Consider the following 26295-nt stretch of genomic DNA (forward strand, 5'->3'; position numbering starts at 1 on the left):
ACACCCAAGTTAAAAAAGAAAGTCAGCAATAGCAAGGGATACGGAGGGTGTCCCACAAAAAGTGCGGAAGTCAAGAAGTAAGTTTAAACAAAATAAAAAATTTGGCTCTGTAGTGTTTTTGATGGTTTGGTTTTTCAAATCACTAACGCTTCATCCAGTGAACGTTGTAGGTAATATTGAAAAAGCCTCGTAATTACAATTTATGAATCGAGAAGAATACAATAATACTGAAGTAAATTCAAGACTGTTTAAAGATTATTTTCTATTCCCTTTAATAATTGGATTTGTTCTAATTTCTTTTTTGCATTGGATAGAAAACAACCCTAAAAATCTTGAAAATTCCTTATTGTTTGGATTAAAATTTGCTATTGGATTTGCAATAATTTCGGCAATATTCACGATAGGGGGAATCAAATTTTTAAGACCAATCTTAACCAAAAAATATGCAAGACACAGGAATTTAGAAAGCTTTATTAGAAAAGGATTTAAATGGAATAAGACTGAAGAAATTTATGAGGGTAAACATGAAAACTTTGATGTGCAATTATTTTACTCATTCGATGAAAGCAAGGTTTTAAAATCACAGTTTCATATTCTTGTTAAATTCAAACAAATCTCAAAAGACAAATTCAGAAAAATGAAACCAAGGAAAAGGTTTGCCAACACAGTAATGTTTGCCGATTTTATTCATGGTCATCATGAGTTTATACTGAGACCAACTTCAAACCAAGACTTGATGGAGGACATAATGAATTTTTGTAGTTACCTGAAAGAAAACAAAATAGTGCCATTACAAGATGAAAGGAATATTTCTTAAAATATGCTGGATTTCCAATCGGATAAAATATCGCAGCAACAACCTTTCCTGATTTCGTTAATTCTTGGTTATCGTTATGATTTAAAATCTCTTGAATTAGAAGAAATAATGAAAATCATCTTTCTGATTTGGGAGTTCTTTAAAGAATATCATCAAACAGAAACCGAAAAGATTACAGAGCCGCAATTTATGAGGATTCAACAACGAAATGTCCATATGCTCAAATACTTTGAAGGAGAGCAGAGTAAAAAATCAAAACTTGAAGTTATTTCTGCTGACTTAGAAAATTTAAAGTCGAAGGCGTTATTTACAGGTGTTATTTTTCAATTTAATCAGAAAATAGCACTTTTAAATATGAAAAATGAAACACGGGGTATAATATTGGTTGGGTTAAAAAGTCTAATTGAATGCTTCGAAGAAATAGCATATAAGAACTAGCCATGAAATTACAGGAAGTTAAATTTGAATCTGGAAATTGTGTAAAAGTAAAGTCAGGAATTAAAGAGCCTGATTTGGGAGAGCTGCTCTTTAAATTAGTTCGCCGAAGCTAAGGCTTCGGCTAGTGAAAAGAATAAATGTATAACCTAAACCTTAGCTTCGGCTTGGTGGGGTTTTGGAGGTTCAATTTTCAAATAAGCCCACGACCCGTTCTATGTTGTAATCCAAGTTTCTCCATATTTTTTTATTAAAATTCAATACTATCAGTTCTGGCTTTGTCCTATTTGGCTGAAATAATTAAGTAGTTGATTCTAAACGTCGCTATATGTTTGTTCAACCCGGATTATACATTAGAACTTCGTCGTGAACATTGGAAGTGAAGCAGCGGAGTGTCTTGTTTTGAAACAATTTCAATGTGTAATAGATTTTCTAATGCATATTGCGGGTTCAAATATGAAGAGAAGTCACAAGTGGTTCATATAGCTTATGAACTATACATGTGCCGGGTAGATCCATATGAAAAGCAAATGAAGAACTCTATCGGTAAGCCGTATGAGGGAAAACTTCACAGCCTGTCCCGAACATCGGGATACGGTTTGATGCAGGGGGCGCTGATAGTTTACTTATTATTGTTACTTTTATGATTAACAAAACGGAGTAAGCTATCAGGCTCTACTCTACCCAACCATACCCAAAAAATGACTTAAAGTTCCCGAAATGGGAATTTATTGTTACCTTTGGACCAGAATAACTTTATATGAAGAGAATATTTGCAAAAAGCACGCTTAGAATTTACTGGGAGAAACATGCTGACTCAGAACAATACCTAAAGACCTGGTATGACACAGCAATGAATTCTGACTGGAAATCGCCAAATGACATAAAACAGACCTATGCAAATGCAAGTATTCTTAAGAATGAACGAATGGTTTTTAACATCAAAGGGAACTCTTACAGACTAATTGTAAAATTTAATTTTGAGAAACAATGGGGATTTATTCGTTTTATCGGGACTCATTCAGAATATGATAAAATTGATGCTGACAATATTTAAAAAGAATTGACATGAATATTAGACCAATAAAGACAGAAGAAGACTATCAAATGGCATTAAAAAGACTTGAGGAGATTTTTGATGCTCAAGATGGTACTCTGGAAAGTGACGAAGCTGACATACTTGGCTTAATCATTGATGAATATGAAAACAAAAACTATTTTATTGAAGCACCTGATCCTATTGAAGCTATAAAAATAAGAATGGAAGAAATGCACCTTAAACAAGTTGACTTAGTTAATGAATTTGGCGGAAAAAATCGAGTATCTGAAATTCTTAATAAAAGAAGAAAATTGACTGTTGAAATGATTCGCAAATTAACGACTCGTTTGAATCTATCTGCCAGCCTGTTAATTAAGGACTACCAAATTGGTTAACTAAACTGAAAAGAAGTACGGTTGGCAATCGAGTAGACGGCTGACGGCCATTTGACCGCCAGTGCGCCTCTCACAGCACCGTATGTACGGGTCGCGTATATGGCGGTTCCTTACATCATGGGGAATAGCGTATTGTTTGAAGTTGCTAATGAAGAATGCATCTATTGATACATTTCAGCAAGTGGGATATATCCTCGTTTCTGCAAGCGTTCCACAGTGATAGTAGTACCCAATATAGGATTCTGTGTATGGGTATAAATGACTTTATAGCCCATTAAACATGCCTGATGTTATAGATTTAACCGTTAATAAAACTCAAGGAAAAGAATGAACCGGAGTGCCACACCCGGATTATGGAAAAGCTCATCCGTGGTGAAAACCACACTAATTCAATGTTACTCCCACCGGACAATGGTCAGAGCCCATAATGTCGTTCATAATGTACGCATCTTTAATTTCCGGAAGGAAACTTTCACTGGCCAAAAAATAGTCGATTCTCCAGCCTACATTCTTACCTCTGGCTCCAGCCCTGTAACTCCACCACGAATACTTGTCTTTTAAACCGGGGTAAAAATGACGAAAAGTGTCTTTTAAACCGCCCTGGGTAAATCGGTCCATGCCGTCAATCTCCTCTTGCATAAAACCTGCCGATTTGTTGTAGTTGGGTTTAGGACGGGCCAAATCATTTTCGGTATGGGCCACATTAAAGTCGCCCCCCACCAATACGGGTTTCTCTTTCTCCAGGTTTTTCAGGTAATCAAAGAAAGCTTTGTCCCAGTCCTGGCGGTAATCCAATCGCTTTAAGTCACTGCCGGAATTAGGAACATATACATTCACCAAATAAAAGTTTTCATATTCCAACGTAAGTACCCTTCCTTCGGTATCGTGCTCCTCCATGCCCATATCCCGGGTTACCTTTATCGGTTCTGTTTTTGAGAGAACAGCTGTACCCGAATAACCTTTTTTTTCTGCGGAATTTGAATAAACATGATATCCGTTTACATCTTTTAAAACCTCCGCCACCTGATCGTCTTGTGCCTTCGTTTCCTGCAGACACAATATATCCGGGTCCATATGGTTAAGATCTTCGAAAAAGTTTTTTTTGGCAACAGCCCGCAGGCCGTTCACGTTCCACGATATTATCTTCATTATCTTACTTTTTTGGTAAGCAAGATAATGAAAGATTTTAATTTAGTAGAAATAACAAAAGTAGCCCTGGTTCTAATTAGAAAATCATATCAAACTATTCGTTTCTTGATCAGAACTCTAAATGCTCCAATTGATGTTCTTTGAGTACATCTGTTTTTAAGTTCCAAAAATGAGCATCTCCATGAGCAATCCGCAACACTTCCATATATCTTTTAATGGGTTGCCCGGCTAGGTCTTCTATATATTCCCTGTTTTTATATGCTTTTTCAATGATTGCAGGATCCTCAATAAACTCCATCACTCCTGAGACTCTCAATTCCTTTGCGTCAAGCAAATCTTCGGGTTGGTTGTAAAAGCAAACTTCAACATTGGGATTCATATGAATCTGTTTACTCATTTCTTTAAGTGAAAGGGTTTCAAAATAAAAACCTGTTTCATCCGCATACCACATTAACATAGCCCTTACATGAGGTCTGTTGTTTTCAATTGTTGCCAGATAACATACCGGATTATCATTGGCGAACCGGATAATTTCCTGTTTCTTCATGACGACTCCTCCTATTTTTTATAGAAAACTCTTGGATTAAAGTTACGATGATTACCCGGCCATTGTCAATGGTAAAAGCAATAAGTAATCCAACGATATAGAAAGATTGTTTGCAGAGTTTGAACTGTTACGTATTTTTGATACCACCTTAAAAAAGTAGATATTCAATTATACTAGATCATCGTTTGCAGATAGAAAGTAAGGGCACCTGCCATATAACCTGCTAAGGCGATAACACTTACCTTTTTCAGATACCACATAAAATCGATTTTTTCCAGTCCCATGGCGGCTACACCGGCAGCAGAGCCAATAATAAGTATGCTACCGCCCGTACCCGCACAATATGCCAGAAACGACCAAAAGTTCCCATCTTGCACAAAATTGCCCAAATAACCGGCAGCCTCGGCACCCGCAATTTGATACATTCCCATTGAAGCAGCAACCAATGGAACGTTATCCACGATGGAAGAAACCACGCCAATGACCATATTAATGACATAGATGTTTTTCACTTTTTCGTCCATAAATTGAGCCATCAAATCAAGATGCCCGGCTGATTGAAGAGCGGATACGGCACTTAAAATCCCCAGAAAGAAAAGGACAGTTGGTATATCAATGGTTTTAATTACTGCGGTAACGGTCAGGGTACGTTTGTCCTCGGCAGACCGGTTTTTAAGATAGCGGTCGGTCATGATCCACAATACGGCCAATCCTAATAACATGCCTAAATAGGGAGGGAGGTGCGTAATGGTTTTAAATATCGGAACAGAGATTAATGCCAGTGTGCCAACAACCAGCATAAAAACCCTTTCCTGGAAAGTGGTAAACTCCCGTGTTTCATTCTCAGGTAAAACCGGACGTATGGTTTGTCCTTTTACCAACAGCGAAAATAAAAAGGTGGAGACGATAACGTTCACTAAACTTGGTAAAATTACGGCTGTGATGATATGAGCCGCAGTTACCTGGCTTCCAATCCAAAGCATAATGGTGGTAACATCCCCAATGGGCGACCATGCTCCACCTGCATTAGCGGAAACAACCACCATGCTGGCAAAAATCCAGCGATTGTCTTTTTGTGTGAGTAGTTTTCGGAGTACCGTGATGATTACAATAGTTGTAGTTAAGTTATCGAGTACGGCCGACATTAAAAAGGTCAGCCCACTAATGATCCATAATAACTTTACGGCACTTGAACTGTTAATTTTGGTGGTAATTACTCTAAAACCCTGATACCTATCTACAAGTTCAACAATGGTCATTGCACCCATTAAAAAGAACAATATGGAAGATATCTCGGATAGGTGATGGTATAATTGATGGTGAGTAATAAACTGATGGATATTTACTGTACCATGCGCTGATGCTAAATAATTCTGCCAGGCCGAGCTAAAGCCTAATTCCAAAACTCCGGAACCGCCTATGGCATAAATTGCCCATGTTAATGAACCAATTAGCAGGGCAATAGCTGCTTTATTGATGTGGTTGATGTGTTCGAATACAATAAATCCATACCCTATTACGAATACGGCAAGCATTAATAAAAACATTACATTAAATATTAAGATGTAGGTATATGTCTGCGATAGATCTAATATCCATGCAGTATTTTTTATATTATAATAGTTTAGAAAAACTGTTCGGTTTAAGCAGAAACGATAATGGCAGGAGGTGAGGTGTCCGATTCGAACAGTATGGAAACGGTAATGCTTGAATGTAAAGCGCAATATACACATAAAGGTATATGCTGCAGATAGCAAACATGTGAATCCTTAAAAACAGGGAAAAATTCTTTGTGGTCATTTTCTTCTTCTACGATGTAGATAGTGCCAGTAGAATCCAAATCTGAAATATACGCATAGTCGAAGTGCTTGTCGGCACTATGATTTGCCGAGAAGCCTTCTTCTGGCAGTTGTTCTGGCAGTAACAACCTAAAGAAGCACAATATAATATGTATTGATAATCCGCTCATGCGTTATAAAAAACGCACAAATGTAGTATAATTAACAGGTGAGATAAGTTGTATTTGTTAAAATCATCTTAATAAATCATAAATGGGGAAAATGAAGATGGGAGGGAATAGGGTGGTTAGCAAAAAAAGCTGCCTAACATGAATTTTTGGTTGTTGGGCAGCTTCGTATCGTTATTTTTTAACTTCATCAAAGCTCACCATCCAGTTGATGCCGAATTTATCGGTAAACATACCAAAATAAGATTCCCAGAAAGTTTTTTCCATCGGCATAATTACTTTTCCGCCATTGGATAGCTTTGCGAAAAATTCGTCTGCCTTGGTTTTTGAATCCGCAGAGATAGAAATGGAAAAGTTATTTCCTTCTTTGTAACCGGCTGCCCATTCTCCGCCGGTGTCGCTGCCCATTAAAACGGTATCCCCACCAATAGGCAAGGTAACATGCATAATCCGATCACCTTCTTCTTCGGGCATTTGCATGCCTTCTTGCGGCGGCATCTCTTTAAAACGGCTCATCATGGCAAATTCCCCACCAAAAACCGATTTGTAAAAATTAAAAGCTTCTTCGCAATTACCGTTAAAGGTAAGATAGATATTTACTGTAGTCATGATTTATAATATTTAAAATTAGACTACCTTAATTTACGAATTAAATTCGGACAATTTGGTCTTTTATTTGTTTTGTTTGCTGAAATGCAAACTCTATTTACAATAGGGAAGTAAAGCCTTGCCTTTCAATTTTTAAGGCATGAGCTTTTATTATTCAGAAAATTTTTCTTTTTCATTGTTGGTGTTAACAATACAGTGAGGCATTGTTTGGGCATCTACAGTTTGCTCATGTCATGATGCTTCAATACAGGGGTACAGACTTACTTTTTTTCTTTACGCTTTTCTTTTTCTTTATCCTTAAAGTAACCTTTAAACAAAGTATGGTGTTTTAAGGCTTCCATGTTTTCGTTAAATTTCTGACTCCCGGAATTAATATTCTCCAGAGTTTCTTTTATGTCATTCCTTAATAAGGAGTCATTAGCCAGCGTGTTCATCACACTATTGTCTCCTTCTGCAAGGTCGGTTATTAAACCATTTAAAGATTCGGACATTTTTTTTATTTCATTCCCGGAAGAACTTAAATCACTGATCAGTTCATGAAGTTTTTGGGCGGATAATGTATCATTCAACAATATACCCAACAGGTTTTTGTCACTCTTAATCAAGTTGGACACATCTTCCAGGTTTTTCATCAGTACGGCCGACCTTTGGGTTGTCTCTTTCACGTTCCGTATAATTTTTCTGATGTCATCTGCTGTTTCAGAATCATGAATCAGCATGCCCAAGGTTCCTTTTCCTTCGTTTATTGAATTGGTTATTCGTAATATGCCGGCAGTTAACATGGCTGCATTTTCATTTGTTTCGCTTAATGTGCTTAAAATTTCAGCCGTACCTACCGGATCGAAGGCTGTTATCTCATCTTTATCTTCGATACCCTTACTGAAACCAATACCAGGCTCTATGTTAACCACCATATCTCCAACTAATCCATCCGTAGTTATTTTCGCAACCGCATTCTTTTTTATAAATTTCATGGTATGCACATCCAATTTCATCGTAATACGGATGGCCGTATCATTAATCATTTCTATCGCTTTAACATTTCCCGCATCAATTCCTAAATACCTTACGTTGTCTCCTAATCTCAAGCCTCTAACGCTTTTAAAAACAGAACTTATCTCGAAATTCTTTTGAAATAAACTTTGTTTATCACCGATTAAATAAACCGCCAGGGTAAAAAGCAGTACTCCGCTAAGCACCATAATCCCCAGCTTTATTTTTTGATAGGTTGTTTTTTGCATACGACTGTTTTTTTTCTGTTTATGATGTTAAAAAAACGCCTTTACCAGAGGATCATTTGTTGCTTTTAAATCCTTATAGGTACCTTCCGCATAATTTTTTCCTTCGGCCAAAATCACCACTCTGTCTGAAATAAGTTTGGCAATATTTAAATCGTGGGTGATGATTAATGATGAGGTTTTATATTTTTTCTGGAGCTCACCAATCAAATGGATTATTTCCCTTGCAGTGATCGGGTCCAGACCGGTGGTGGGTTCGTCATAAAAAATTATCTGTGGCCTTAGAATCAGCGTTCTGGCTAAGGCAATTCTTCGTTTCATACCGCCGGATAATTCTGCAGGCATCAGATCAATGGCGTGTTCCAACCCCACACTTGCCAGTACCTCCCTGATTAATTGTTCAATCTCCTCCTTTCCCGAAAACTTTTTCTGGTGTCTTCTTAAAGGAAACTCCAAATTTTCGCGAACCGACATCGAATCATACAGAGCGCTCCCCTGAAATAAAAAGCCGATATGCATTCGCAAATCATCCAACTCTTTTTGATTTAAATCCGCGATACTTTTTCCCAAGATAGTGACCATTCCGGATTCCCCGCTCATTAGTCCCACCAGACATCGGATCATGACCGTTTTTCCTGCACCGGACTTACCTATAACAACCAAACACTCCCCGTTATAAAGATCCAAATCGAAACCATTCAAAACCTGCTTCCCTGCAAGTTCTTTATGCAACTGAATAACTTCAATTACCTTTTTTTGATCTTTTTCCTGATGTGTTTTTTCCAATTTCATCAATCCGTTTTATAAATTTACAACTCGTAAAATATATCTGCCACCAAAACAGCCAAAAAATCGATAAAGAACAGCAACATCGAAGTAATGACCACAGCCGAGTTTGCTGCCAAGCCTACGCCGGCCGTACCTCTCTCGGCATAATAACCTTTGTAGCAACCTATTAACCCTATGGCAAAACCAAAAAAGAAAGACTTTATGATGGAAGGGATCAGATCTCCATAGGATAAATAATCAAATACCAAATTAAAAAACAGGGTAAAGGATACTGAACCTTTCATATTCTCTACCATAAAGGATCCCCAAAGACCTACCGCATCTCCCAATATTACCAGAATAGGCAGCGTAACCGTGGTAGCCAGGATACGTGTTACTACAAGATATTTAAACGGATTTGTACCGGAGACTTCCATGGCATCAATCTGCTCGGTAACCCGCATAGAACCCAATTCTGCTCCAATTCCCGAACCGACTTTTCCGGCACAAATCAGTGCTGTAATTACGGGTCCTATTTCTCTTACTATTGAAATGCCAACCATACTGGGCATTAAGGATACAGCACCAAAATCAACCAATGTGGGTCTGGTTTGCAAGGTAAGCACCATGCCCATGATAAGACTTGTAATGGCAACCAATGGAAGCGATTTGTACCCTACCATGTAACATTGTTTCAAAAACTCTTGAAACTCAATGGGACGACTACCTACTTCTTTAAAAAAGCGACCCGCAAAATAGGAAACATCTCCAACTATAAAAAAAAACCGTTTAAACTGCTCAATCAGATATGACCAATAGTTCATATTCCCTCATTTAGTAAATATCATTTCTATCATTTGATCAAATTTCTACAAAAAGATAGCGTTTTATAGAAATAAAATCCACTTCTTAAACGGTAAATATTATTTTAACGAAGCGGTATTTGAAAAAATATGTTTATTGATAGAAAAAGGGGTTGCTATAATTGTTTTGGCTATTAGGTGATTTTCATACTTGAATTATCCCCCATCAAATATTTAATCCCCTTCTGTGTTTTATTGTGCACAAACATTAACATTGCGTTAACGTACAGGTGTTTCGATATATTTTTAAAAAGCCATATATTGCGGCTGTACCATTAGGGTTAATGATTATGAATGATAAAAAAGATTCGCGTAGGGCATTTCTTCAGAAAACAGTAGCTTCATCATTGGGATTAATTTCAGCTCCCACTTTAATCAATGCATCAGGGCAAAACATTAGACCCAAAACAGAAGATAAAGTGATTGAACCTATCTGGCGTAACAAAAAACAAGGTATGCAATATCGTATGTTAGGGAAAACTGGCATGATGGTTTCGGAGTTGGGAATGGGGACTTTTCCATATCATACGGAGGAAAGTTACCCGGTACTGGATGCAAGTATAGAACGAGGGATTAATTATTTTGATAGCGCATTTGCATATGGGAAGGGAGAGGTAGAAAAAAACCTTGGAAAGTATTTTAAACTAAGAGGTAACCGTGATAAAGTTTTTTTAACGACTAAACTCAGTGGTTATGGCAAAGGAAAATATCTAAAAAAGATTTACGATAGTCTTGCCCCAAGTCAACAGGAGAAACTTCAGAAACAAGCGGATGAACTACTGGCGGAAAGGATGGTGTTGCGCCCGGGATATCATTTTAATTATTTTAACGGACAGGAACAGCAGTTACATTCTTCCTACTTATGGCATGTGGTTTTGCAGCAATACGGTATGAAAAAAGAATGGAAACAGGAGATCCGAAAACATGCGTATGAACTTATTGAGGGGTCTTTAAAACGTATGCAGGTAGATTATGTGGATGTTTTATTTTGTCCACACGGAGCATCGGGTCCAGAACTCAAAGATGAAATATTGGAAGAACTGCTTACAGAATTCAAACAAAAAGGGATGATTAAGGCTTCAGCGGTTTCGTTTCACAACGATGTAGCGGGAAACCTGGATGCAGCAATAGATCTGGGTTATTACGATGTGGCCATGTTTGCCTACAATATCGCCAATCATGCTGCGGTTGATGCATCTATGCATAAAGCAAAACGTTCGGGAATGGGGTTGGTTGCAATGAAGGTTTCCCGACTGTATGTGATGGAAAATAAACCCGATTGGATTGTCGATAAATTAAACTCCATTGTACCAGGCGATAAACTTTCCAAGTTTGCTAAATCGTATCAGTGGGCATTACAAAACCCAAATTTATCCTGTTGTGTATCTCAAATGGAAACGGTGGAAAAACTGGATGATAACCTGCAGGCTGTAGGGCAGGTAATGCCTGAATTGTCCTAATCGTTGCAGTTTTTGCAAGGGGTGCTGCAGTCGGGAATGGGACACTTAGCTGCCAACGAGTCCTCATGAGTGTTTATAAAAAATGACCCAAAATAGTTTTTAGACTGCACCTATATGATAATTCGATTAAGAATATCTAAACATTACTTAAAACGGCAATGTAAGATTTTCTTAATCGATAGCAAACGTTATCGCCGATGCCTGCTGACTTATAAAAGGATTTTTCAAATTACTAATGACGGACCTCGTTTAATCCGGATTATGTATTGGAGGTTCGTCATGAGCATGGCAAGTACAATAAAACAAGGCATTACTGAAACGAGGCATCACTTGTCCCGATTACTTTGAGGAGCATCGTCCTGGTGAGTTGAAGTGATGCAACAAAGTGCCTTGTTTTAAAGTAATTTCAATGTGCAATAGAATTTCTAATGCATATGGCGGCTTTAATCTGTGTGAGCTATTTATTTAAAAGCGAGCGAATAATTGAATACTCAAATTAGGACGTATTTTGTACTTGTTTCCATAGCGTTCAAAAACCAAATTGCCGCAGCGGTAATAATTGCGTCCATGCTTGCTGAAGCGTGTGTGATTAGTTGGTAGTCGCTCTACAATAATATGTCCGGGCAGCTCAACCCTTATATATCCAATGTTGTGATGGTGACGGTAATAATGTCCGCTGTGATAATAGTAATCATGGCCCCTGTATCTAAATTGAACGGGTTTACTGTGAAACCTTCGATATACTAAACCATGTCGTGGATGCTTGTAATAATTATCCCGGGTATGGTACATGGGATTACGTGCATAATCCCTGTCGTTATGATGCAGCGGTTGGTGGTATTTCTGGTTATGGTGTTTTTGTGTTTTGTGGTGTGCATCATACGTATTTTGTCCATGCTTCCTATCATTGTCAGGCCGGTAATCATCATGACGTTCTTGATGGGACTTGTCCCGGTCGCTACCTTTATTTTTATTGTCTGCTCTGCGGCTGCTATTGTAGTTTTTGTTACGGTCCTTTTTGTCCTTTCTGTTTTCCTTGCGTTGTGCTTCGGAGGTTACTGCAAATGTTGCAAGTGTAATCAACAATACAATCAGTTTATATCTACTATTTTTCATGGCTTCCAGTTTTAATAATTGTACAATAAAATGGGTGCCTGTATTTACCGGTAATCAGCTGGTAACGTATTTGCAAAGGTTGTGCCAAAAGCGTAAGGGGTAGTAAAAGAGGGTTTTACAGAGGGGGTGGGTCGCTTGTTTTGCCATTGAAACTAAAATTAAGGCCCAGTGAAAACGAAAAACTTGTAATGCCGTAGTTTAGATCGCGGGCTATGCCAACACCAATGATCGGTGATATTGCTTCTTGTGCACCAAGAGCCTGGTTCAGCCCTATACCAATAATTGGAATTGTCTCGGAATGGGTTGATAAGTTTCTGGGAAAGCCATGGTGTTCTTCCTTAATAGTAATACTGGTTATACCAAGGATACCAGTAATTGAAGTAGGAGACTGTTCTTGAGCATTTATCAAAAAGGAGAGTCCTAGTGTGCTTCCGATAGCTCTGATACCAGATCCTTTTACATAGGAGAAGATAAAACCTGGTCGCGTATAGGAATCTTTGCGCATAGGCTTTCTTTGAAAACCAAAATGAAACTGAGGTTTGGTCTCATCGGCAATTTGCTGGCTTGATAAACCGACAATTAAGCCACTTCTAAAGGCAATACTAGCCCCAACTGAATTATGGCTATCACTACCTTCTGCATTTGATAGTCCATAAATTAACGATAGTCCCCCTTTGTCTCTAAAAAATTCTTCCTGGGCAATAATATCCATGGATAATAATACAAGAAACAATAATAATGCAGTATTTTTCATGCGTATTATAGTTTTGCACTTAATGACCTTCAATAATTTTTAATTCATTCCTTAAATACTCCTCCCTATATTTTTGAGGCGCCACCTTATAGTGTTTTTTAAATATCTGTGTAAAATATTGGTTCGACGAAAAGCCGCAATCATATGCTATGTCAGTAATGGATTTACCTTTTTCAGTTGTGATTAAATGGTGTGCCTTTTTTATACGTAACTGGTTTAAATAATTCGTAGGCGTGGCATTGGTAATTTCCTGACAGTATTTAGAAAATTGAGTGGTTCCTAATCCGCAATAACTGGACATGCCATTTAATGTCCATTCTTCGTTAACCAATTCTTTGAGATTATCCAAAAACATTTCAACACTTCTTTTGCTGGTAATTAAGGAGTCGTTTAGTACAGGTTTTTCCAAGGTAAAAAGTTCTAACATGGAAATCAAGAGTTCGTTAATAAGAACCTTTAGTTTAGAATCTAAAAAAATACTTTTTTTGTTTTTAATGTGTTGACCCATCCGAACGAAACAATCTTTAACCGATTGTCCAACTGTCCAAACGGGTTGTTCGTTTCTCCTAAGTATGTCGGTCAATTGTGCCAGGTCCTCCTGCTTTAAAATAATCCAATCGGGCCATTGCCAGGGTTGGTGTGGCTGACGTACATCCACATCTAAAATGATCCAATGTAGCTTACTCGGACTAATTTTGGGATCACCCAATTTATGTGGAATCCAAGGCCGTGTAATGGTGAGCGTATTGGGCGCTAACTGGTAAGTATTGTTGTTTAAGTCGAATTGCAAAGAGCCCGATTCCAACAGGCAAATTTCAATTCCTTCATTTCGGTGATAATCCAAGCCCCAATTCTGAATTGTTTTAGCATCCCAATAGCCTATGCTTTTTACTTTACTTAGCTCTCCTTCTTCAAGCGGACGACCGGGGTAAGTTCCTCTACCAAGGGTATGTAATTCAATTTCATTTTTCTTCCAGGCAGCTTCTAAAGGAGTGCAGGAATCTGGGTTGTAAATTCCGCCGTCTGTTTCAGTGTAGGTGATATCGGGTCTCATTGATAGTGTTTTATGAGTATAAATATTTTACACTGTGAAATAATGAAATAAAGTTGAGAATGTAAAATGTAATTTTGACATAAGTAAAAAAACACAAGAATACATAACCTTTAAAACGTTAGCCATGGCAATAAAAGTAGGATGTTTTGCATTGATCAGCCCATTTAGTCCTTTGGATGCTCAATTGGATCAAATTAAAAATATGGGTTTCGGAAGTGCTGATTTAACGGACAATTCTGATGGTGCTTGTCTGGGAGCAGAATATGGTTTTACGGCGTTGGCAAGTCTGGATGCCAATCCGTTTGATATTAAAAGAATGTTTGATGGTAAAGGACTGGAATTATCCAGTGTATGTGCACATGCTAATTTACTTGATCCCACATCACCGGCACGTTACGGAACGGCTCAAATTATTAAGGCAGTGAAATTGGCTGCTGCCATTGGCGTAAAACATGTAGTTACAGCAGAAGGTGACCCTAAGACTGATTTTGGAAAGTCATTAACCAAATCGGAAGCCATATTCTCTATTGCTGAAAAATTATACGAACCCTTAAAGTTTGCCGAAGACTATGGCGTTAAGATATTGATTGAGCCACACGGGGAAATTACGGATTCTGTAGATTTAATGGGAGATCTTATGACAAAATGTAATTCGGACGCTTTGGGAATTAATTTAGATACGGGTAATCTTTGGCTTGGAGGTGGTGAACCATTGGAAATGATTAAGAAGCTTGGTGATAAAATTGAACATGTTCATTGGAAAGATTTACCTGAGGAAATGATTGAAAAAAGAGGAAAAGAATTTGGTTGTGGGATGTCACTTACCGCCCTTGGTGACGGAGTTATCGATATAAAAGCTATTTATGAAGCATTGGTCAAGATCGGTTTTGATGGATATACTACCCTTGAGATAGCAGGAGAGGATGCGGTTATAAAAAGTTTTGAATATCTTAAAGCTCTTGGAGCAGAATAGTGGGTTTTCAGTGTTCGGTTGTCGGAGAGTCAGTTATCGGTTACGGAGCCATCCTTGCCAGGAAAATTATTACTTTAATTCGGGAAGGGAGTAAGGTGTCAACGAGCAAAGATAAAAATATAAATTGTACTGGCGGAGCGCAATAAGGGATGACTATATCAATAAGATGCATATCCTGCCAATACAGATATTGAAAATAACTTTAATGAGGTTTAACCTTGATAGCCCGGGGTTTTAACCCCGGGCAAACAGTTTGATAAAGGCGACGCATTACAAGCCCGGTTTAATATACGAAGTGACTTTGCGTCGCTTGTCTACCCAGTACGTTCCAACAGTGGGCAACAGGCAAGGGAATTAAAAAACCATGTGTCAGACTCTCATTTATGCGAGATTTGTAACAGCTTGAAATTGGGGAGTTTGCTCTAGAGGTTGGATAGAAGCTGTGTGGTAGCAAAGATAATAGAATGTTATGATATCAAAAAAATGGTTGTTATTGGTTGTATTTGGGATATTTATATCCTTTTGGTGCACGGCTAAAGGTAAGATAAACGTTTTAATCCTTAGTGGCAGCAATAACCACAAATGGCAAGAAACCACGCCGGCCATTAAAGGAATTCTGGAAGAAACAGGACTGTTTGAAGTTTCCATAACAGAAGAGCCTGAAAAGATGAATTCAACCATGTTGGGCAATTACGAGGTATTGCTTAGCAATTGGAACCTTTTTCCTGAAAAAAATGGAAATTGGGCAGAAGAAACCCAAAACGCAGTACTGGATTTTGTAGAAAATGGAGGTGGGTTTGTTTTTGTTCATGCGGGTTCCAGTGCCAACTACGACTGGGCCGAGTTTCAAAAGCTGGCTGGAGCAACCTGGGGTAAAGGAACAAGGCACGGTAAACAGCATTCGTTTGAGGTAGTTGTAGAAGAGTTTAATCATCCTATTGTTAACGGGATGAGTAACTTTTGGACAACAGACGAACTATGGATTAAAATGCAGAATTTTAAAACCTGCCGTATTATAGGTGAGGCTTTTGCACCTAAAACAAACAAAGGGTTTGATAAGATGGAACCTGTGATGTTTGAAGGTAAGCTGGGTAAAGGCAGAACTTTCTTTCTGGTTTTAGGACATGATGTTAAAAGCATGAGGAACCTGGGTTTTAAAACCTTATTACAAAGAGGCTCGGAATGGGCTGCAACAGGTAAAGTAAAACAAAAACTACCTCATGAGTTGACATTGAAAAGGAAGACTTCAGAAAATAAATTGAAATGGAAGAAAGATAAGAACAGCCTATCCTTATTAAATCAAAAGCAGACGGTTTGGAGATATAACTTTAATCCTTCTGAGGGTAAACCATATATTCATCCTTTATCTACTATCCAAGGAACTGAATTAACCTGGCTACGGCCAAACGACCATCCCTGGCATAGAGCAGTTTGGTTTTCGTGGAAGTTTATCAACGGGGTTAACTTCTGGGAAGAGAACCGTAAAACAGGAGTGTCTGATGGTAAAACAGAAATCATATCTACAAATGTAGAAACCGGTAAGGATTTTAAAGCAAGCGTTACTCAGCAATTAGGCTACCGAATTGCAGATCAGGAATATCTACTAACAGAGGAAAGAGAGCTACAGTTTTCACCTCCCAATAAATACGGAAATTATTATGTAGATTGGAAATGTACATTTACGGCTAAAGAAGATGTGGTATTATATAGAACGCCATTAAAACACGAACCTAAAGGAAAAGGATATGGTGGGTATGCAGGTTTCTCCATCAGGTTAAATAAAGATTTATGGGATACCAGTTTTGAAAGCGATCAGGGTGAAAAAGAAAGTGTTCATGGAGCACGAGCCAGTTATTTTACATTTAATGCAAAAGGTGTTCAGGGGGAACATGTCGGGGTAAGCATTTTTGATGATCCTGATAATTATGGCGATGCCACCCACTGGTATGTATGGAACACCGACAACCATCCTTTTTATTATTTCAGCCCTGCCGTTATTTTTAACGCAAAGATGGAACTCAAAAAAGGGGAGAAACTTAAGTTGAAATATCGTTTGTTGGTTCATGGAGAAGAAACTGATAAGAATGACATAAAAGCGGAATGGGAGCGGTTTGTTGGTCAATAGTATACCCAGATGGGGTTTTGAATTAATAGAGGGGTGTCTCAAAAGTCAAAAGTATTTTGATAAAACTTATAAATTGTAAGGCCTTATAAATGGCTCTTCCCCTTTTGTACAGGCAAAAGGGAACGTACGCCGCCAATTTGGAAAGAAGGGACATCCCGATTCAGGAATCTTAATTACTTCGGGTGGCTGTGGGATGGGGATTTATCAGCCTCCCAACATACAGTTCGTAAGTTCTACTGTTAAGCAAAAAGCTTTTGAGACAGGCCAACAAGAAAAAGTAACCGATGCATCATTAATTAAATGCAGAAGGTGTTTTTTCGTCGTAAATAGAATGAAAACAAAAAATTAAACTAAATACAATGAAAAATAATCTATCACGCAGAAAGTTCTTAAAGCAATCTGCCTTAATTACAGGAGGGGCCCTGGTTGCTCCAACCCTTATTCCTTCTTGTGTCAAAGGAGTCAACGACAAAATATTGATAGGGCATATTGGTATGGGAAATATGGGATCAAGTGCTTTAAAAAATTGGTTTATGCGTATTCCTGATGCGCTAAACGTAGCTACCTGCGACCCCTTTAAAGACCGCAGAATAGGAAGAGCGCAATGGATTGACAGAACATATAAAGAAAAGGAAATAGCTGCACCACAGTGTAAGGCTTACAGGGATTTTAAAGAACTGTTGGAACGAAAAGATATTGATGCGGTAAATATCCATACACCTGATCATTGGCATGTACCTATAGCCATTGAGGCAGCCAGAGCAGGGAAACATGTAATGGTAGCTAAGCCACTGGGGTTGAGTTATGCCAACTATAAAATATTGGAAAAAGAATGTAAAGCCAATAATGTAAAGTTTCATTATGGAACACAGCAGCGTTCTATGGCGCATTTAAAATTGGCCAATCAGTTTATCAAAGAAGGAAAGATTGGAGAAATTCATAAAGTAGATGTTTGGGCTCCCGGACGAACCAAACAAGAGTCTCCGCAGTTTGTGCCAGCTGAGGTTCCCGAAGGATTAGACTATGATTTATGGACTGGTCCAGCAAAAATGCTTCCTTATTCCGATGAGAGGGTAACAGCAGCTGGAGCCTGGTATCAGTACAATTATGCACTTGGGTTTATTGCCGGTTGGGGTGCTCATCCACTCGATCAAATGGTTTGGGCTATTAAAGGTCAGGTGAAAGGGAAATATACCTGCGAAGGATCGGGTAAATTCTTTGAGCCTGGCGGGTTGTACGATACCATTAATTCGTGGGATTTAATGTATGAATATGATTCAGGATTAAAACTTCATTTTGTAAGTGCCGATGTTGCAGGCAAAAACGGTATGCAAAGTATTAGAAAGGTAAAAGATGGTAACAGTACTACTTTCCATGGAAGCAAGGGGTGGATTTCGGTAGGAAGAAATACTGCAGAATCGAATATCCCGGAAATTCAGAAACAGTTTGATCAGTTTACTGAGGATGGTAAAACAGGAAGAATTAAAAAGTCTGGAGCAGGCATAGGGCAAGACTTTGTTGACGTGATTAGAGGTAAAATGCCTGAAACGTGTCCGCTGGATGAAGCTATTATATCAGATTCCATAAGTCATATGGGTAATATTGCCATCCGCACCAATAGCAAAATAAGTTGGGATCCTAAATCAGGAGTTGCCACAGGTGCACCAAATGCCAATACAATTTTCAATAGAGATATGAGAAGTCCGTATACGGTATAGCTCGAAGACCGGAGAAAGGAGACCGAAAACGGGAGAAAGAAAAATAAAGAAATACAGCGAGGGTTTTGCTTAGTGCAAGATCCTCGCTTTTTTATTGCCAATAACCCGGAATGCGAGTTTTTGATCGCGCCCCGAGTGCCTTAAAGAATAAGGAGGTTCTGAGAAATTTACTTTTTAACAAAAAAAATTGCAAATAGTACTTGACAACAGCTGGATATGGCCTTAACTTAATGAACGAATTTAAAAAATGTTCAAATGACTAAGCTTAATCTTTCTAACCGCCTGTGTTCTTCGTCCCTACTTTACCTGTTTAACGGTTATTCCCCATTAAAAACAGCGCAGCATCAACCACTCAATGCAAAACAATACCGTCTCGATGTAAAGCAATACATGCCCAACCTTAAGCAATAACATCTCAACGCTTAGCAATAAGCCCTCGATGTTTGACAAAGGCACCTCTATTGCAAGCATTAAATACCCGGTGTAAAACAATAGCTGCTCAACGAATAACAACAAGCGCTCAATGCTAAACAATACACTATTTACACAAAGCAAAAAGCAAATTAGCAATCAGTTTTATTAACCATATAAATTTAATTCCTATGAATCAGAATCAAATCAACAGAAAACACATGATGGAAATAACCATTGGTTACCTGAACGAAAATGTACCTGTTTGGCAAAGTGTTTCTAAAATTGGAGAGGTAAAAAATGCGTTGGACGGAATTGTGGAAAATATTGATGTTTTTGCCAAAAACCAAAGTAATGCCTCAACTACTTACGGCAAAACCAAAGAATCGTTAAAGCGCTCTATAGCGGGTAAAGCCGACGTATTAAACGACCTGGTTGAGGTATACGCCATTATGAGCGGTGATGATGAACTGGCTCGCAGCATGAGCAAGAGCGAGACTGCTTTGTATAGATTAAAGAACGATGACTTTATTCGAGAAGTTGAAACGGTAGTGGAAAAAGCGGTTGAACATGGAGAGGCTTTAAAAAATGAGTATGGCATGACCGACGAACAGGTAACCGACCTACAAACCGATGTGGACCGTTTTTTGGAGGTAAGCGGACTGCCACGTATGTACCAGGTTAAATCGAGTGTGGCCACCCAAGGGTTAGAAGAGTTGATGACCGAGGCCAGCAACCTGTTGCACAACAAACTCGATAACCTGATGAAACTTTATAAACGTAGCAACCCCGGTTTTTATGCAGGATACGAAAAAGCCAGAATGGTGGTGGGTAATTAAACAAAATACCATAGCGTAGGGCAGGTTTGTTAGGGAATCTGCATGGGGGTGTCTTAAACAGGCACCCCTTTTTATATCGATTGTATAATGAAATGAGCCTTAGCTTCGTTTCACTTGATTATTACATCGGTATACCTGTTCCGTAGCATTACGGAAATACCAACAAATAATAAGGCTCATTTTATTGTTAAAATGGTATTAGAAACTAGCCCTGAACAATTTGAATAAATTGACCTACAATTTGAGAGATAATTGTTAGTTTTAACGGAGAAAATATAACCGTAACTATAAAAGGGATATAAAGCATATGCTTTATATCCCATAGTTATGTGCCAAATAAAGAGACATTCGTACCCTAAAAAATAATTGATATGGAAATTTATAAACCGCAAGAATTAAAAAAACCCAGTTTGATTCAAAAAATGTTCGGAAAAGTTCCAGCAGAAAATGGATTAATTGAAATAAATAATCTCTTTGCTTCACATCAGACTGACATTGAAAAAATTTCTCTTGAGAATATTGTAGAAGTAGCTGAAAGATACAAGATTAATTTAAAAAAGAAATTTAAGGCTAAACGACTTGAATTATTTCAAAAATATTTACACCACTGTTTGATTGACAGCAAATTGGAAGACTCTGAAATAATTGCATTAAAACATGTTAAGGACATTCTGTTACTCAATGAAAAAGACACACAAGAATTACTAAAAACTGAAACAGAAAAACTTTATCAAGAGCAAGTTAAGGAAGCAGTTTCTGACGGTCGATTAGACAACAATGAGAAAGAAAATCTGGAAAGGCTAAAAAAAGACCTATTAATCTCAGATGAAATAGCGGATAAAATATATGAAACAAATGCAAAAGAGATTTTACAGAGCTTTATTGATGGTGCAATTTCAGACCAAAGATTATCACCAGAAGAGGAAGTTGAGATAAACGAAATCGCAAAGAGTTTAAGCATTGACTTAAAAGTTGACGACAAATCCAAAGAAGTACTTGACAGGTACAAATTATACTGGCAGATTGAAAATGGAGAATTACCTACTATTGACCCTGATATAAATATCCAAAAATCAGAAAATCTTTATTTTAGGACTTCTATAAAATGGCTTGAACAACGTAAAGTAACTAAAAGAATTAACTATGGAGGACCAACAGCCAGAATAAAAATTGCAAAAGGGGTTTATTATCGAATGGGGAGTGTTGGAGTACAAAGGGTATCAGAAGATGTTTGGCAAACAATAGATTCTGGACAATTATATTTGACAAATAAGAGATTGATATTTATGGGTGGTAAAGGCAATAAGACTATACGTTTAAATAAAATATTGGACTTGACCCCATATAAAAACGGTGTTGACATTCAGAAAGAAACAGGGAAAAGCCCATTTTTGGAATTCAGTCATAATGTTGACATTTTCTCCATGATTTTAGTAAGATTAATGGATGAACAATAAATTCGGCACATAACAATCTGGAATAAAGCATAAGGGTCAGTGTTTACTTGGGGTGTTTGTGGGGCTAGGTTGCTCCGCCAAATTTCCGTCCCGAAAATTTATTAAGTTTAAGGAAAAATTTCAAAACGTAAATTTGGCTCTGTTGAAATTTGGGAAGTTAAGTTGGCTTTTCCTCCCTTACGCTTCATCCAGTGAACGTTGGCATTCATTATAAAGACCGAAACTGCATTAATATAACTGATAATGGAAATAAAAGATTTAACTGGACTGAGTGAACCACTTAAGAAACTTATAGAGGTTGTTTCTCAAGGAATTGGAGCGTTAAGTAAACCTTACTTGATTCGAAAGACTGCAGATGCGAAAGCTTATGAACTGAAAGTTATTGCAGAGACAATAAAAGGTAATCAGGAGAATCTAAAACAAATTGGTTATTCAGAGGAAAAGCTAAGTTTAACTTCACTTGATGGAGAATCAATTAGACAGGAATTGACTTTGGAGGAACGAACTCAACAGCGTGTTGACTTCAAAGAACAAAAAAGACAAAAAAATATAGAAAATATTACGCAGAAAGCTGCAGAAAACTTAGAATCAGAACCTAGTGTTTCTGAAGAACCTGTTGATGAAGATTGGACTACAAGATTTTTTAATTATGCGGAGGATATTTCTAATGAAGAAATGCAAGAGATTTGGGCTAGAATTCTTGCTGGTGAAATTAAGCAACCTAAATCATATTCATTAAGGACATTAGATATTCTTAGGAATCTCTCAACTGATGAAGCTGCAATATTCATGAAATTTGCCAAATTAGCAGTTACTTCTTCAAGAACGACATTTATTCTTTCATTTAAGAAGCACAAATTATTAGAAGAAAAATATGGGCTTAATTATTCTGACCGCTTATTACTTGAAGAATTGGGTTTCATAACTGCTAACGATTTAGCATTTCAAATAATGGCAACTAAAGACCGACCTGGCAAAAGCGTATTTACAGTTGGCAATTTCTGCATAATACAAGATAAATTGCCTAATAAACCGCAACATCAACTTGAGGTTCTTGTTTTTACTAAAATCGGACAACAATTATTGAGTTTGGTTAATGTAACTCCTGACTTAGATTATGTACAGCTTCTTGCAACGAACTTAAATAGACAAATGGGGAAAATCCAATATGGGATGATTTTACAAAAGCTTCCGAATGGTCAAATCCGACATACTCCGTTAGTGGATGTTCCGTTGACTGAAAAAGAGCAAGAGCAAGAAAAAAGACGAAAAGAACGAGAAAATAAAAAATAACGAAATGCCAATAAATAGGAATATGAGCGGTCTGCAAGACCCAGCGATTATTCCAGGTTGAACTACAACCCGGCTTTGATACCTGCCAGGTATTTTAATAGGTTTTTTGCGTTATTTTATAGCTTTTGAATACGCGACACTACGTTTGTTTTTACTTATACAGCAGCTTTTAGCCGTTGGTTTTACTGATAATGTATGCTTTTGGTCCGAAAATACTACACTTTAGGCACTACGATGCAAAACCTCATGAAAATGAAGTTTTTTAATGGGGTTCTTTTTGTTACAATAATTTAGACCTGAGTACTTTCACTAAATTTTGGACAGGTAAGCGATACCCGGTAGGTAGTATATAAAAGATATTTGAAAAAGCGAAGCAAAAACCGGTATACAAAGAAGAGTGACCACACATAGCATACGCCATTCGTTTGCTTCGCATTTAATAGAAAACGGGGTGGATATAAAGATTATTCAGGAACTAATGGGACATCACTCTTTAAAAACGACAGAAATATATTCTCATGTTGTTATGAAAAAGCTTGAAAATATAAAAAGCCCTATCGATAATTTAGATATATAAAATGATTCTGTTTATATTTGGTTATGTAAAAAAGACTATTATGATTACAATATTCGCAAGCAGGTCGGTAAAATTTAGGTCATATGGTTTTTAGTAGCTCTAAAGGATTAAGTAAACGTATTTAAACGATTAATTAAACGTTTTTTACACGATTAAGAAAACGTTTTTAAACGATTAAAATAACTGATTATATATGCGGTATAGAAACCATAATCGAAATAATAAAGTCATTACGGTCTCTATATCCAAGTTACCGTGCATTTTGAACAGAGACGCAAATAACATAATCTAAATACAAAAACAAATATTAATTTTTAAAAGGACGAATACTAATTATGTGGAATCGAATTATTGATTGGTTTGGAGATTTTAAAGAAAGGAGAAAGCTTATTAAAGAATTCAACACGCTCTCCAGAGCAGCTTTTGTTAATGGAGAAGCTGAAACATTATTAAATGCAAGTATCACAAAAGGAAATTTTAGTTATAAACACAGTTTTTCAAAATTTTTAGCAGCAGGTTTTAGAATAAAAGCCTTATCTGGTCGTGAATTATTAAAATCGGAAATGAATTTTATTGGGAATATCATTATTGAAAATGAGATATTAGTGAGGAAGCTTATTTCACTTGGCTGGGATACACTGGAAGTTCATGATAATATTGGAAAAACAGGATTACAATGGCAATTAGAAAATCATGCTAAGATTGGAGGAATGTTAAATGAATAAGCCTATTTTATTTAATCCCTACATTATTGCTTTAATCACTCTATTGCCTATGACAATTGTATATTTCTTTATTCAAAGAAGAAAAAAAATAAAACTTAAAACCGAAAAAGAAAGTTATCGAAAATTCAAAAAAGAAGAAGTAGATATGAACAACTTGATGAATAGTATCAATAAATCATCTCAACTTCATAGAGAATTATCAAGAAAATATCATCCAGATAGATTTTTAGACCAAGAAAAAAAAACTTTTGCTGAAGAGCTTATGAAAGAAATTAATGGAAATAAAACTGATTACAATAAACTGCTTGATTTAAAAGAAAAAGCAAATCATAAATTGACAAATAAAACATAATGGCAATAAGATATACCGAAATAAGCTTTCGTGATTTAGATATTCAAGCTGGGAAATATTATTTTACAGCAAGTATTTCTCTTGGAGAAACCAACTGGATAGGCATACATGTAACGACAGACCATCCGACAAAACCAGGAAGAAAAAAACAAGTGTTTTACACATCGAAAATGATGCACTTTTTAAGAAACAGAGATTCATTGTATACTAAACTTGAAGCAAATTTTATTAAAAATTTCGATGAGAAAATCCATGACCTTAGTCCAGAAATTAAGACAGAAGTAGTTCATGCTATTCGTAAATATTTCATGACAAATTTACCATTGTTGAGAAAATCGATATTCTAAAAAAAAAAAGAAAAAACCGAACCGGTAACAAAGTGTAAATTTAATAGCGGGTTCGGTGGGTGTTCCAACGTTGGATTCACGCCCAATTATCTGTTCCTATCGGACGGATAACCGCACGTAAATCCGCTACTAAACTTACACCAACCGTCAGACTGTCTAAAAACCAGACCTCCTGTTGATAACGGTTCATAACTACTGCGCATAAAGCTAGAAGAAGAAGCTGTTGTTTTGTATCTTATAGGTATGAAATTCATACAAGGACAAAGCAGGGAGCAGACCCACCTTTTCCCGGTTTCATTAGAACAGGCCATAGGCCCTGGCAATGAGGTACGCATAATAGATTTATTTGTAGATAGTATTGATCTGTGCAAGATGGGATTTGATGTTTGTTTTGTTGAAAACGGGAGACCGGCTTACCATCCGTCCGACCTGTTAAAACTCTACATTTATGGTTACATGAACCGCATCCGTTCGTCGCGAGGGCTAGAAAAGGAAAGTAAACGTAATATCGAGGTGATGTGGCTTATCAGGTCCCTGTCGCCCGACCACAACACCATTTCGAATTTCAGGAAGGACAACCCCAAAGCCATAAAAAGAGTATTCAGGGAAACAGTACGCATAGCCCGTAATTTCGAACTTATTGGAGGCAAGCTACTGGCCGGCGACAGCACAAAACTGCGTGCACAGAACAGTAAGAAAAACAATTTCAACCAAAAGAAAATAGACCGTCATATCGATTATATCGAGAACAAGATAGACGAGCACAACAAGGCTATTGCTGAAAATGACGGGGATAAGCAGGAGCATAGAAAAGAAATAGAGAAACACGAGAACCGAAAAGAAGGCTACGTGCAGTTGGAGCAACAGTTAAAGGAATCAGGTCAGCCCCAAATCTCCACGTCCGACCCCGACAGCCGTCACATGATCACCCGCAACAACATCACCAAGGTGGCCTACAATGTTCAAACCACGGTTGATGCACAAAATAATATACCGATTGATTACAAAGTGACCAATGTTAACGACAGCAAGGCCATGGGCAATATGTTACAAAGGGCCAAAAGTATACTAGGGAACAATCAATTTACGGCACTGTACGACAAAGGCTATCATACCGGTTCTGAATTCGATACCGCCAATTTACTGGGGATAAAAACCATTGTAGCCATTCCCACTGTAGCTGCCCAAGCTCCAAATCCGGCATATAATGTCGAACACTTTAAATACAATAAAACCAGTGACTGTTACATCTGCCCTGAGCAACAAAA

General features: G+C 37.4%; 28 protein-coding genes. 17 read left to right on the forward strand and 11 right to left on the reverse strand.

Annotated elements, in window-relative coordinates:
• Positions 1 to 202: 202 nt before the first annotated feature.
• The 4 genes from ACRD64_RS23580 (at position 203) to ACRD64_RS23595 (ending at position 2686) form a co-directional block, all read left to right on the forward strand.
• A complete protein-coding gene (locus tag ACRD64_RS23580) occupies positions 203 to 817 on the forward strand; it encodes a hypothetical protein (RefSeq protein ID WP_430936772.1) in 615 nt (204 codons plus the stop codon).
• Positions 818 to 820: 3 nt separating this feature from the next.
• On the forward strand, positions 821 to 1255 hold the full coding sequence (locus tag ACRD64_RS23585; RefSeq protein ID WP_430936774.1) for a hypothetical protein: 435 nt from the start codon (positions 821 to 823) through the stop codon (positions 1253 to 1255).
• A gap of 757 nt (positions 1256 to 2012) precedes the next feature.
• Positions 2013 to 2309, forward strand: coding sequence for a type II toxin-antitoxin system HigB family toxin (locus tag ACRD64_RS23590; protein WP_430936776.1), 297 nt, complete (start codon positions 2013 to 2015; stop codon positions 2307 to 2309).
• Positions 2310 to 2320: 11 nt separating this feature from the next.
• Positions 2321 to 2686: a helix-turn-helix domain-containing protein gene (locus tag ACRD64_RS23595; protein ID WP_430936778.1), complete on the forward strand. Its 366-nt coding sequence runs from the start codon at positions 2321 to 2323 to the stop codon at positions 2684 to 2686.
• A gap of 384 nt (positions 2687 to 3070) precedes the next feature.
• On the opposite strand, the gene ACRD64_RS23600 is transcribed toward ACRD64_RS23595, so the two are convergent.
• The 8 genes from ACRD64_RS23600 to ACRD64_RS23635 all read right to left on the reverse strand — a co-directional run bounded on the left by ACRD64_RS23600 (position 3071) and on the right by ACRD64_RS23635 (position 9787).
• Positions 3071 to 3835 carry an exodeoxyribonuclease III gene (locus tag ACRD64_RS23600; protein ID WP_430936780.1) on the reverse strand — a complete coding sequence of 255 codons (765 nt, stop codon included), beginning with the start codon at positions 3833 to 3835 and terminating at the stop codon, positions 3071 to 3073.
• A 109-nt stretch (positions 3836 to 3944) separates the two neighbouring features.
• Positions 3945 to 4382 carry a pyridoxamine 5'-phosphate oxidase family protein gene (locus tag ACRD64_RS23605; protein ID WP_430936782.1) on the reverse strand — a complete coding sequence of 146 codons (438 nt, stop codon included), beginning with the start codon at positions 4380 to 4382 and terminating at the stop codon, positions 3945 to 3947.
• Between the two features lie 173 nt (positions 4383 to 4555).
• On the reverse strand, positions 4556 to 5929 hold the full coding sequence (gene nhaD / locus ACRD64_RS23610; protein WP_430936784.1) for a sodium:proton antiporter NhaD: 1374 nt from the start codon (positions 5927 to 5929) through the stop codon (positions 4556 to 4558).
• Positions 5930 to 6024: 95 nt separating this feature from the next.
• Positions 6025 to 6351, reverse strand: coding sequence for a hypothetical protein (locus ACRD64_RS23615; protein ID WP_430936786.1), 327 nt, complete (start codon positions 6349 to 6351; stop codon positions 6025 to 6027).
• Positions 6352 to 6522: 171 nt separating this feature from the next.
• The gene (locus ACRD64_RS23620; protein ID WP_430936788.1) at positions 6523 to 6957 is read right to left on the reverse strand and encodes a VOC family protein; all 435 of its coding nucleotides are present in this window, start codon (positions 6955 to 6957) and stop codon (positions 6523 to 6525) included.
• 260 nt (positions 6958 to 7217) lie between these two features.
• Positions 7218 to 8198, reverse strand: a complete 981-nt coding sequence (locus ACRD64_RS23625) for an MlaD family protein (protein ID WP_430936790.1) — start codon at positions 8196 to 8198, stop codon at positions 7218 to 7220.
• A gap of 27 nt (positions 8199 to 8225) precedes the next feature.
• Complete coding sequence (locus ACRD64_RS23630) at positions 8226 to 8987, reverse strand: ABC transporter ATP-binding protein (protein ID WP_430936792.1); 762 nt, start codon at positions 8985 to 8987, stop codon at positions 8226 to 8228.
• Positions 8988 to 9004: 17 nt separating this feature from the next.
• The gene (locus ACRD64_RS23635; protein ID WP_430936794.1) at positions 9005 to 9787 is read right to left on the reverse strand and encodes an MlaE family ABC transporter permease; all 783 of its coding nucleotides are present in this window, start codon (positions 9785 to 9787) and stop codon (positions 9005 to 9007) included.
• A 329-nt stretch (positions 9788 to 10116) separates the two neighbouring features.
• Here ACRD64_RS23635 and ACRD64_RS23640 point away from each other — a divergent pair, with 329 nt between their 5' ends.
• Positions 10117 to 11286 (forward strand): aldo/keto reductase, encoded by a 1170-nt coding sequence (locus ACRD64_RS23640; RefSeq protein ID WP_430936796.1) that lies wholly within the window; start codon positions 10117 to 10119, stop codon positions 11284 to 11286.
• Between the two features lie 465 nt (positions 11287 to 11751).
• Here ACRD64_RS23640 and ACRD64_RS23645 read toward each other — a convergent pair whose 3' ends face one another.
• The 3 genes from ACRD64_RS23645 to ACRD64_RS23655 all read right to left on the reverse strand — a co-directional run bounded on the left by ACRD64_RS23645 (position 11752) and on the right by ACRD64_RS23655 (position 14210).
• Positions 11752 to 12402, reverse strand: a complete 651-nt coding sequence (locus tag ACRD64_RS23645; protein WP_430936798.1) for a hypothetical protein — start codon at positions 12400 to 12402, stop codon at positions 11752 to 11754.
• Positions 12403 to 12517: 115 nt separating this feature from the next.
• Entirely contained in the window at positions 12518 to 13156 is a 639-nt protein-coding gene (locus ACRD64_RS23650; protein ID WP_430936800.1) for a hypothetical protein, read from the reverse strand.
• Between the two features lie 19 nt (positions 13157 to 13175).
• Positions 13176 to 14210, reverse strand: coding sequence for an AraC family transcriptional regulator (locus tag ACRD64_RS23655; RefSeq protein ID WP_430936802.1), 1035 nt, complete (start codon positions 14208 to 14210; stop codon positions 13176 to 13178).
• 124 nt (positions 14211 to 14334) lie between these two features.
• Between ACRD64_RS23655 and ACRD64_RS23660 the strand changes: the two genes are divergently transcribed.
• From ACRD64_RS23660 to ACRD64_RS23715, 12 genes are all read left to right on the forward strand, one after another.
• Positions 14335 to 15183, forward strand: coding sequence for a sugar phosphate isomerase/epimerase family protein (locus ACRD64_RS23660; RefSeq protein WP_430936804.1), 849 nt, complete (start codon positions 14335 to 14337; stop codon positions 15181 to 15183).
• A gap of 469 nt (positions 15184 to 15652) precedes the next feature.
• Complete coding sequence (locus ACRD64_RS23665) at positions 15653 to 17308, forward strand: DUF6807 family protein (RefSeq protein WP_430936806.1); 1656 nt, start codon at positions 15653 to 15655, stop codon at positions 17306 to 17308.
• 359 nt (positions 17309 to 17667) lie between these two features.
• A complete protein-coding gene (locus tag ACRD64_RS23670) occupies positions 17668 to 19026 on the forward strand; it encodes a Gfo/Idh/MocA family protein (RefSeq protein ID WP_430936808.1) in 1359 nt (452 codons plus the stop codon).
• Positions 19027 to 19281: 255 nt separating this feature from the next.
• Positions 19282 to 19437: a hypothetical protein gene (locus ACRD64_RS23675; RefSeq protein ID WP_430936810.1), complete on the forward strand. Its 156-nt coding sequence runs from the start codon at positions 19282 to 19284 to the stop codon at positions 19435 to 19437.
• A 191-nt stretch (positions 19438 to 19628) separates the two neighbouring features.
• On the forward strand, positions 19629 to 20276 hold the full coding sequence (locus tag ACRD64_RS23680) for a hypothetical protein (RefSeq protein WP_430936812.1): 648 nt from the start codon (positions 19629 to 19631) through the stop codon (positions 20274 to 20276).
• Between the two features lie 371 nt (positions 20277 to 20647).
• Positions 20648 to 21733 (forward strand): hypothetical protein, encoded by a 1086-nt coding sequence (locus tag ACRD64_RS23685; RefSeq protein WP_430936814.1) that lies wholly within the window; start codon positions 20648 to 20650, stop codon positions 21731 to 21733.
• Between the two features lie 243 nt (positions 21734 to 21976).
• A complete protein-coding gene (locus tag ACRD64_RS23690) occupies positions 21977 to 23026 on the forward strand; it encodes a DUF2806 domain-containing protein (RefSeq protein ID WP_430936816.1) in 1050 nt (349 codons plus the stop codon).
• Positions 23027 to 23411: 385 nt separating this feature from the next.
• Complete coding sequence (locus ACRD64_RS23695; RefSeq protein ID WP_430936826.1) at positions 23412 to 23603, forward strand: tyrosine-type recombinase/integrase; 192 nt, start codon at positions 23412 to 23414, stop codon at positions 23601 to 23603.
• A 335-nt stretch (positions 23604 to 23938) separates the two neighbouring features.
• Entirely contained in the window at positions 23939 to 24328 is a 390-nt protein-coding gene (locus ACRD64_RS23700; RefSeq protein ID WP_430936818.1) for a hypothetical protein, read from the forward strand.
• On the forward strand, positions 24321 to 24680 hold the full coding sequence (locus ACRD64_RS23705) for a hypothetical protein (RefSeq protein ID WP_430936820.1): 360 nt from the start codon (positions 24321 to 24323) through the stop codon (positions 24678 to 24680). The genes ACRD64_RS23700 and ACRD64_RS23705 overlap by 8 nt, the downstream gene beginning before the upstream one ends.
• Positions 24680 to 25027 carry a hypothetical protein gene (locus ACRD64_RS23710; RefSeq protein ID WP_430936822.1) on the forward strand — a complete coding sequence of 116 codons (348 nt, stop codon included), beginning with the start codon at positions 24680 to 24682 and terminating at the stop codon, positions 25025 to 25027. Before ACRD64_RS23705 ends, ACRD64_RS23710 begins: the two co-directional genes overlap by 1 nt.
• Before the next feature lie 243 nt (positions 25028 to 25270).
• On the forward strand, positions 25271 to 26295 hold a 1025-nt coding region (locus ACRD64_RS23715), incomplete at its 3' end, for an IS1182 family transposase (RefSeq protein WP_430936824.1).

Origin of the sequence: Saccharicrinis sp. 156 (assembly GCF_050589685.1) — a bacterium.
Lineage (GTDB): Bacteria > Bacteroidota > Bacteroidia > Bacteroidales > Marinilabiliaceae > Saccharicrinis.

Bases quoted from the DNA above. Each gene is read 5' to 3' on its own strand.
- ACRD64_RS23650 (WP_430936800.1), bottom strand. From the start codon at position 13,156: ATGAAAAATACTGCATTATTATTGTTTCTTGTATTATTATCCATGGAT.
- ACRD64_RS23675 (WP_430936810.1), top strand. From the start codon at position 19,282: ATGACTAAGCTTAATCTTTCTAACCGCCTGTGTTCTTCGTCCCTACTT.
- ACRD64_RS23640 (WP_430936796.1), top strand. From the start codon at position 10,117: ATGAATGATAAAAAAGATTCGCGTAGGGCATTTCTTCAGAAAACAGTA.
- ACRD64_RS23680 (WP_430936812.1), top strand. From the start codon at position 19,629: ATGAATCAGAATCAAATCAACAGAAAACACATGATGGAAATAACCATT.
- ACRD64_RS23605 (WP_430936782.1), bottom strand. From the start codon at position 4,382: ATGAAGAAACAGGAAATTATCCGGTTCGCCAATGATAATCCGGTATGT.
- ACRD64_RS23665 (WP_430936806.1), top strand. From the start codon at position 15,653: ATGATATCAAAAAAATGGTTGTTATTGGTTGTATTTGGGATATTTATA.
- ACRD64_RS23645 (WP_430936798.1), bottom strand. From the start codon at position 12,402: ATGAAAAATAGTAGATATAAACTGATTGTATTGTTGATTACACTTGCA.
- ACRD64_RS23655 (WP_430936802.1), bottom strand. From the start codon at position 14,210: ATGAGACCCGATATCACCTACACTGAAACAGACGGCGGAATTTACAAC.
- ACRD64_RS23670 (WP_430936808.1), top strand. From the start codon at position 17,668: ATGAAAAATAATCTATCACGCAGAAAGTTCTTAAAGCAATCTGCCTTA.
- ACRD64_RS23635 (WP_430936794.1), bottom strand. From the start codon at position 9,787: ATGAACTATTGGTCATATCTGATTGAGCAGTTTAAACGGTTTTTTTTT.
- ACRD64_RS23590 (WP_430936776.1), top strand. From the start codon at position 2,013: ATGAAGAGAATATTTGCAAAAAGCACGCTTAGAATTTACTGGGAGAAA.
- ACRD64_RS23585 (WP_430936774.1), top strand. From the start codon at position 821: ATGCTGGATTTCCAATCGGATAAAATATCGCAGCAACAACCTTTCCTG.
- ACRD64_RS23620 (WP_430936788.1), bottom strand. From the start codon at position 6,957: ATGACTACAGTAAATATCTATCTTACCTTTAACGGTAATTGCGAAGAA.
- ACRD64_RS23580 (WP_430936772.1), top strand. From the start codon at position 203: ATGAATCGAGAAGAATACAATAATACTGAAGTAAATTCAAGACTGTTT.
- ACRD64_RS23660 (WP_430936804.1), top strand. From the start codon at position 14,335: ATGGCAATAAAAGTAGGATGTTTTGCATTGATCAGCCCATTTAGTCCT.
- ACRD64_RS23595 (WP_430936778.1), top strand. From the start codon at position 2,321: ATGAATATTAGACCAATAAAGACAGAAGAAGACTATCAAATGGCATTA.
- nhaD (WP_430936784.1), bottom strand. From the start codon at position 5,929: ATGTTTTTATTAATGCTTGCCGTATTCGTAATAGGGTATGGATTTATT.
- ACRD64_RS23705 (WP_430936820.1), top strand. From the start codon at position 24,321: ATGAATAAGCCTATTTTATTTAATCCCTACATTATTGCTTTAATCACT.
- ACRD64_RS23710 (WP_430936822.1), top strand. From the start codon at position 24,680: ATGGCAATAAGATATACCGAAATAAGCTTTCGTGATTTAGATATTCAA.
- ACRD64_RS23600 (WP_430936780.1), bottom strand. From the start codon at position 3,835: ATGAAGATAATATCGTGGAACGTGAACGGCCTGCGGGCTGTTGCCAAA.
- ACRD64_RS23625 (WP_430936790.1), bottom strand. From the start codon at position 8,198: ATGCAAAAAACAACCTATCAAAAAATAAAGCTGGGGATTATGGTGCTT.
- ACRD64_RS23690 (WP_430936816.1), top strand. From the start codon at position 21,977: ATGGAAATAAAAGATTTAACTGGACTGAGTGAACCACTTAAGAAACTT.
- ACRD64_RS23615 (WP_430936786.1), bottom strand. From the start codon at position 6,351: ATGAGCGGATTATCAATACATATTATATTGTGCTTCTTTAGGTTGTTA.
- ACRD64_RS23630 (WP_430936792.1), bottom strand. From the start codon at position 8,987: ATGAAATTGGAAAAAACACATCAGGAAAAAGATCAAAAAAAGGTAATT.
- ACRD64_RS23700 (WP_430936818.1), top strand. From the start codon at position 23,939: ATGTGGAATCGAATTATTGATTGGTTTGGAGATTTTAAAGAAAGGAGA.
- ACRD64_RS23685 (WP_430936814.1), top strand. From the start codon at position 20,648: ATGGAAATTTATAAACCGCAAGAATTAAAAAAACCCAGTTTGATTCAA.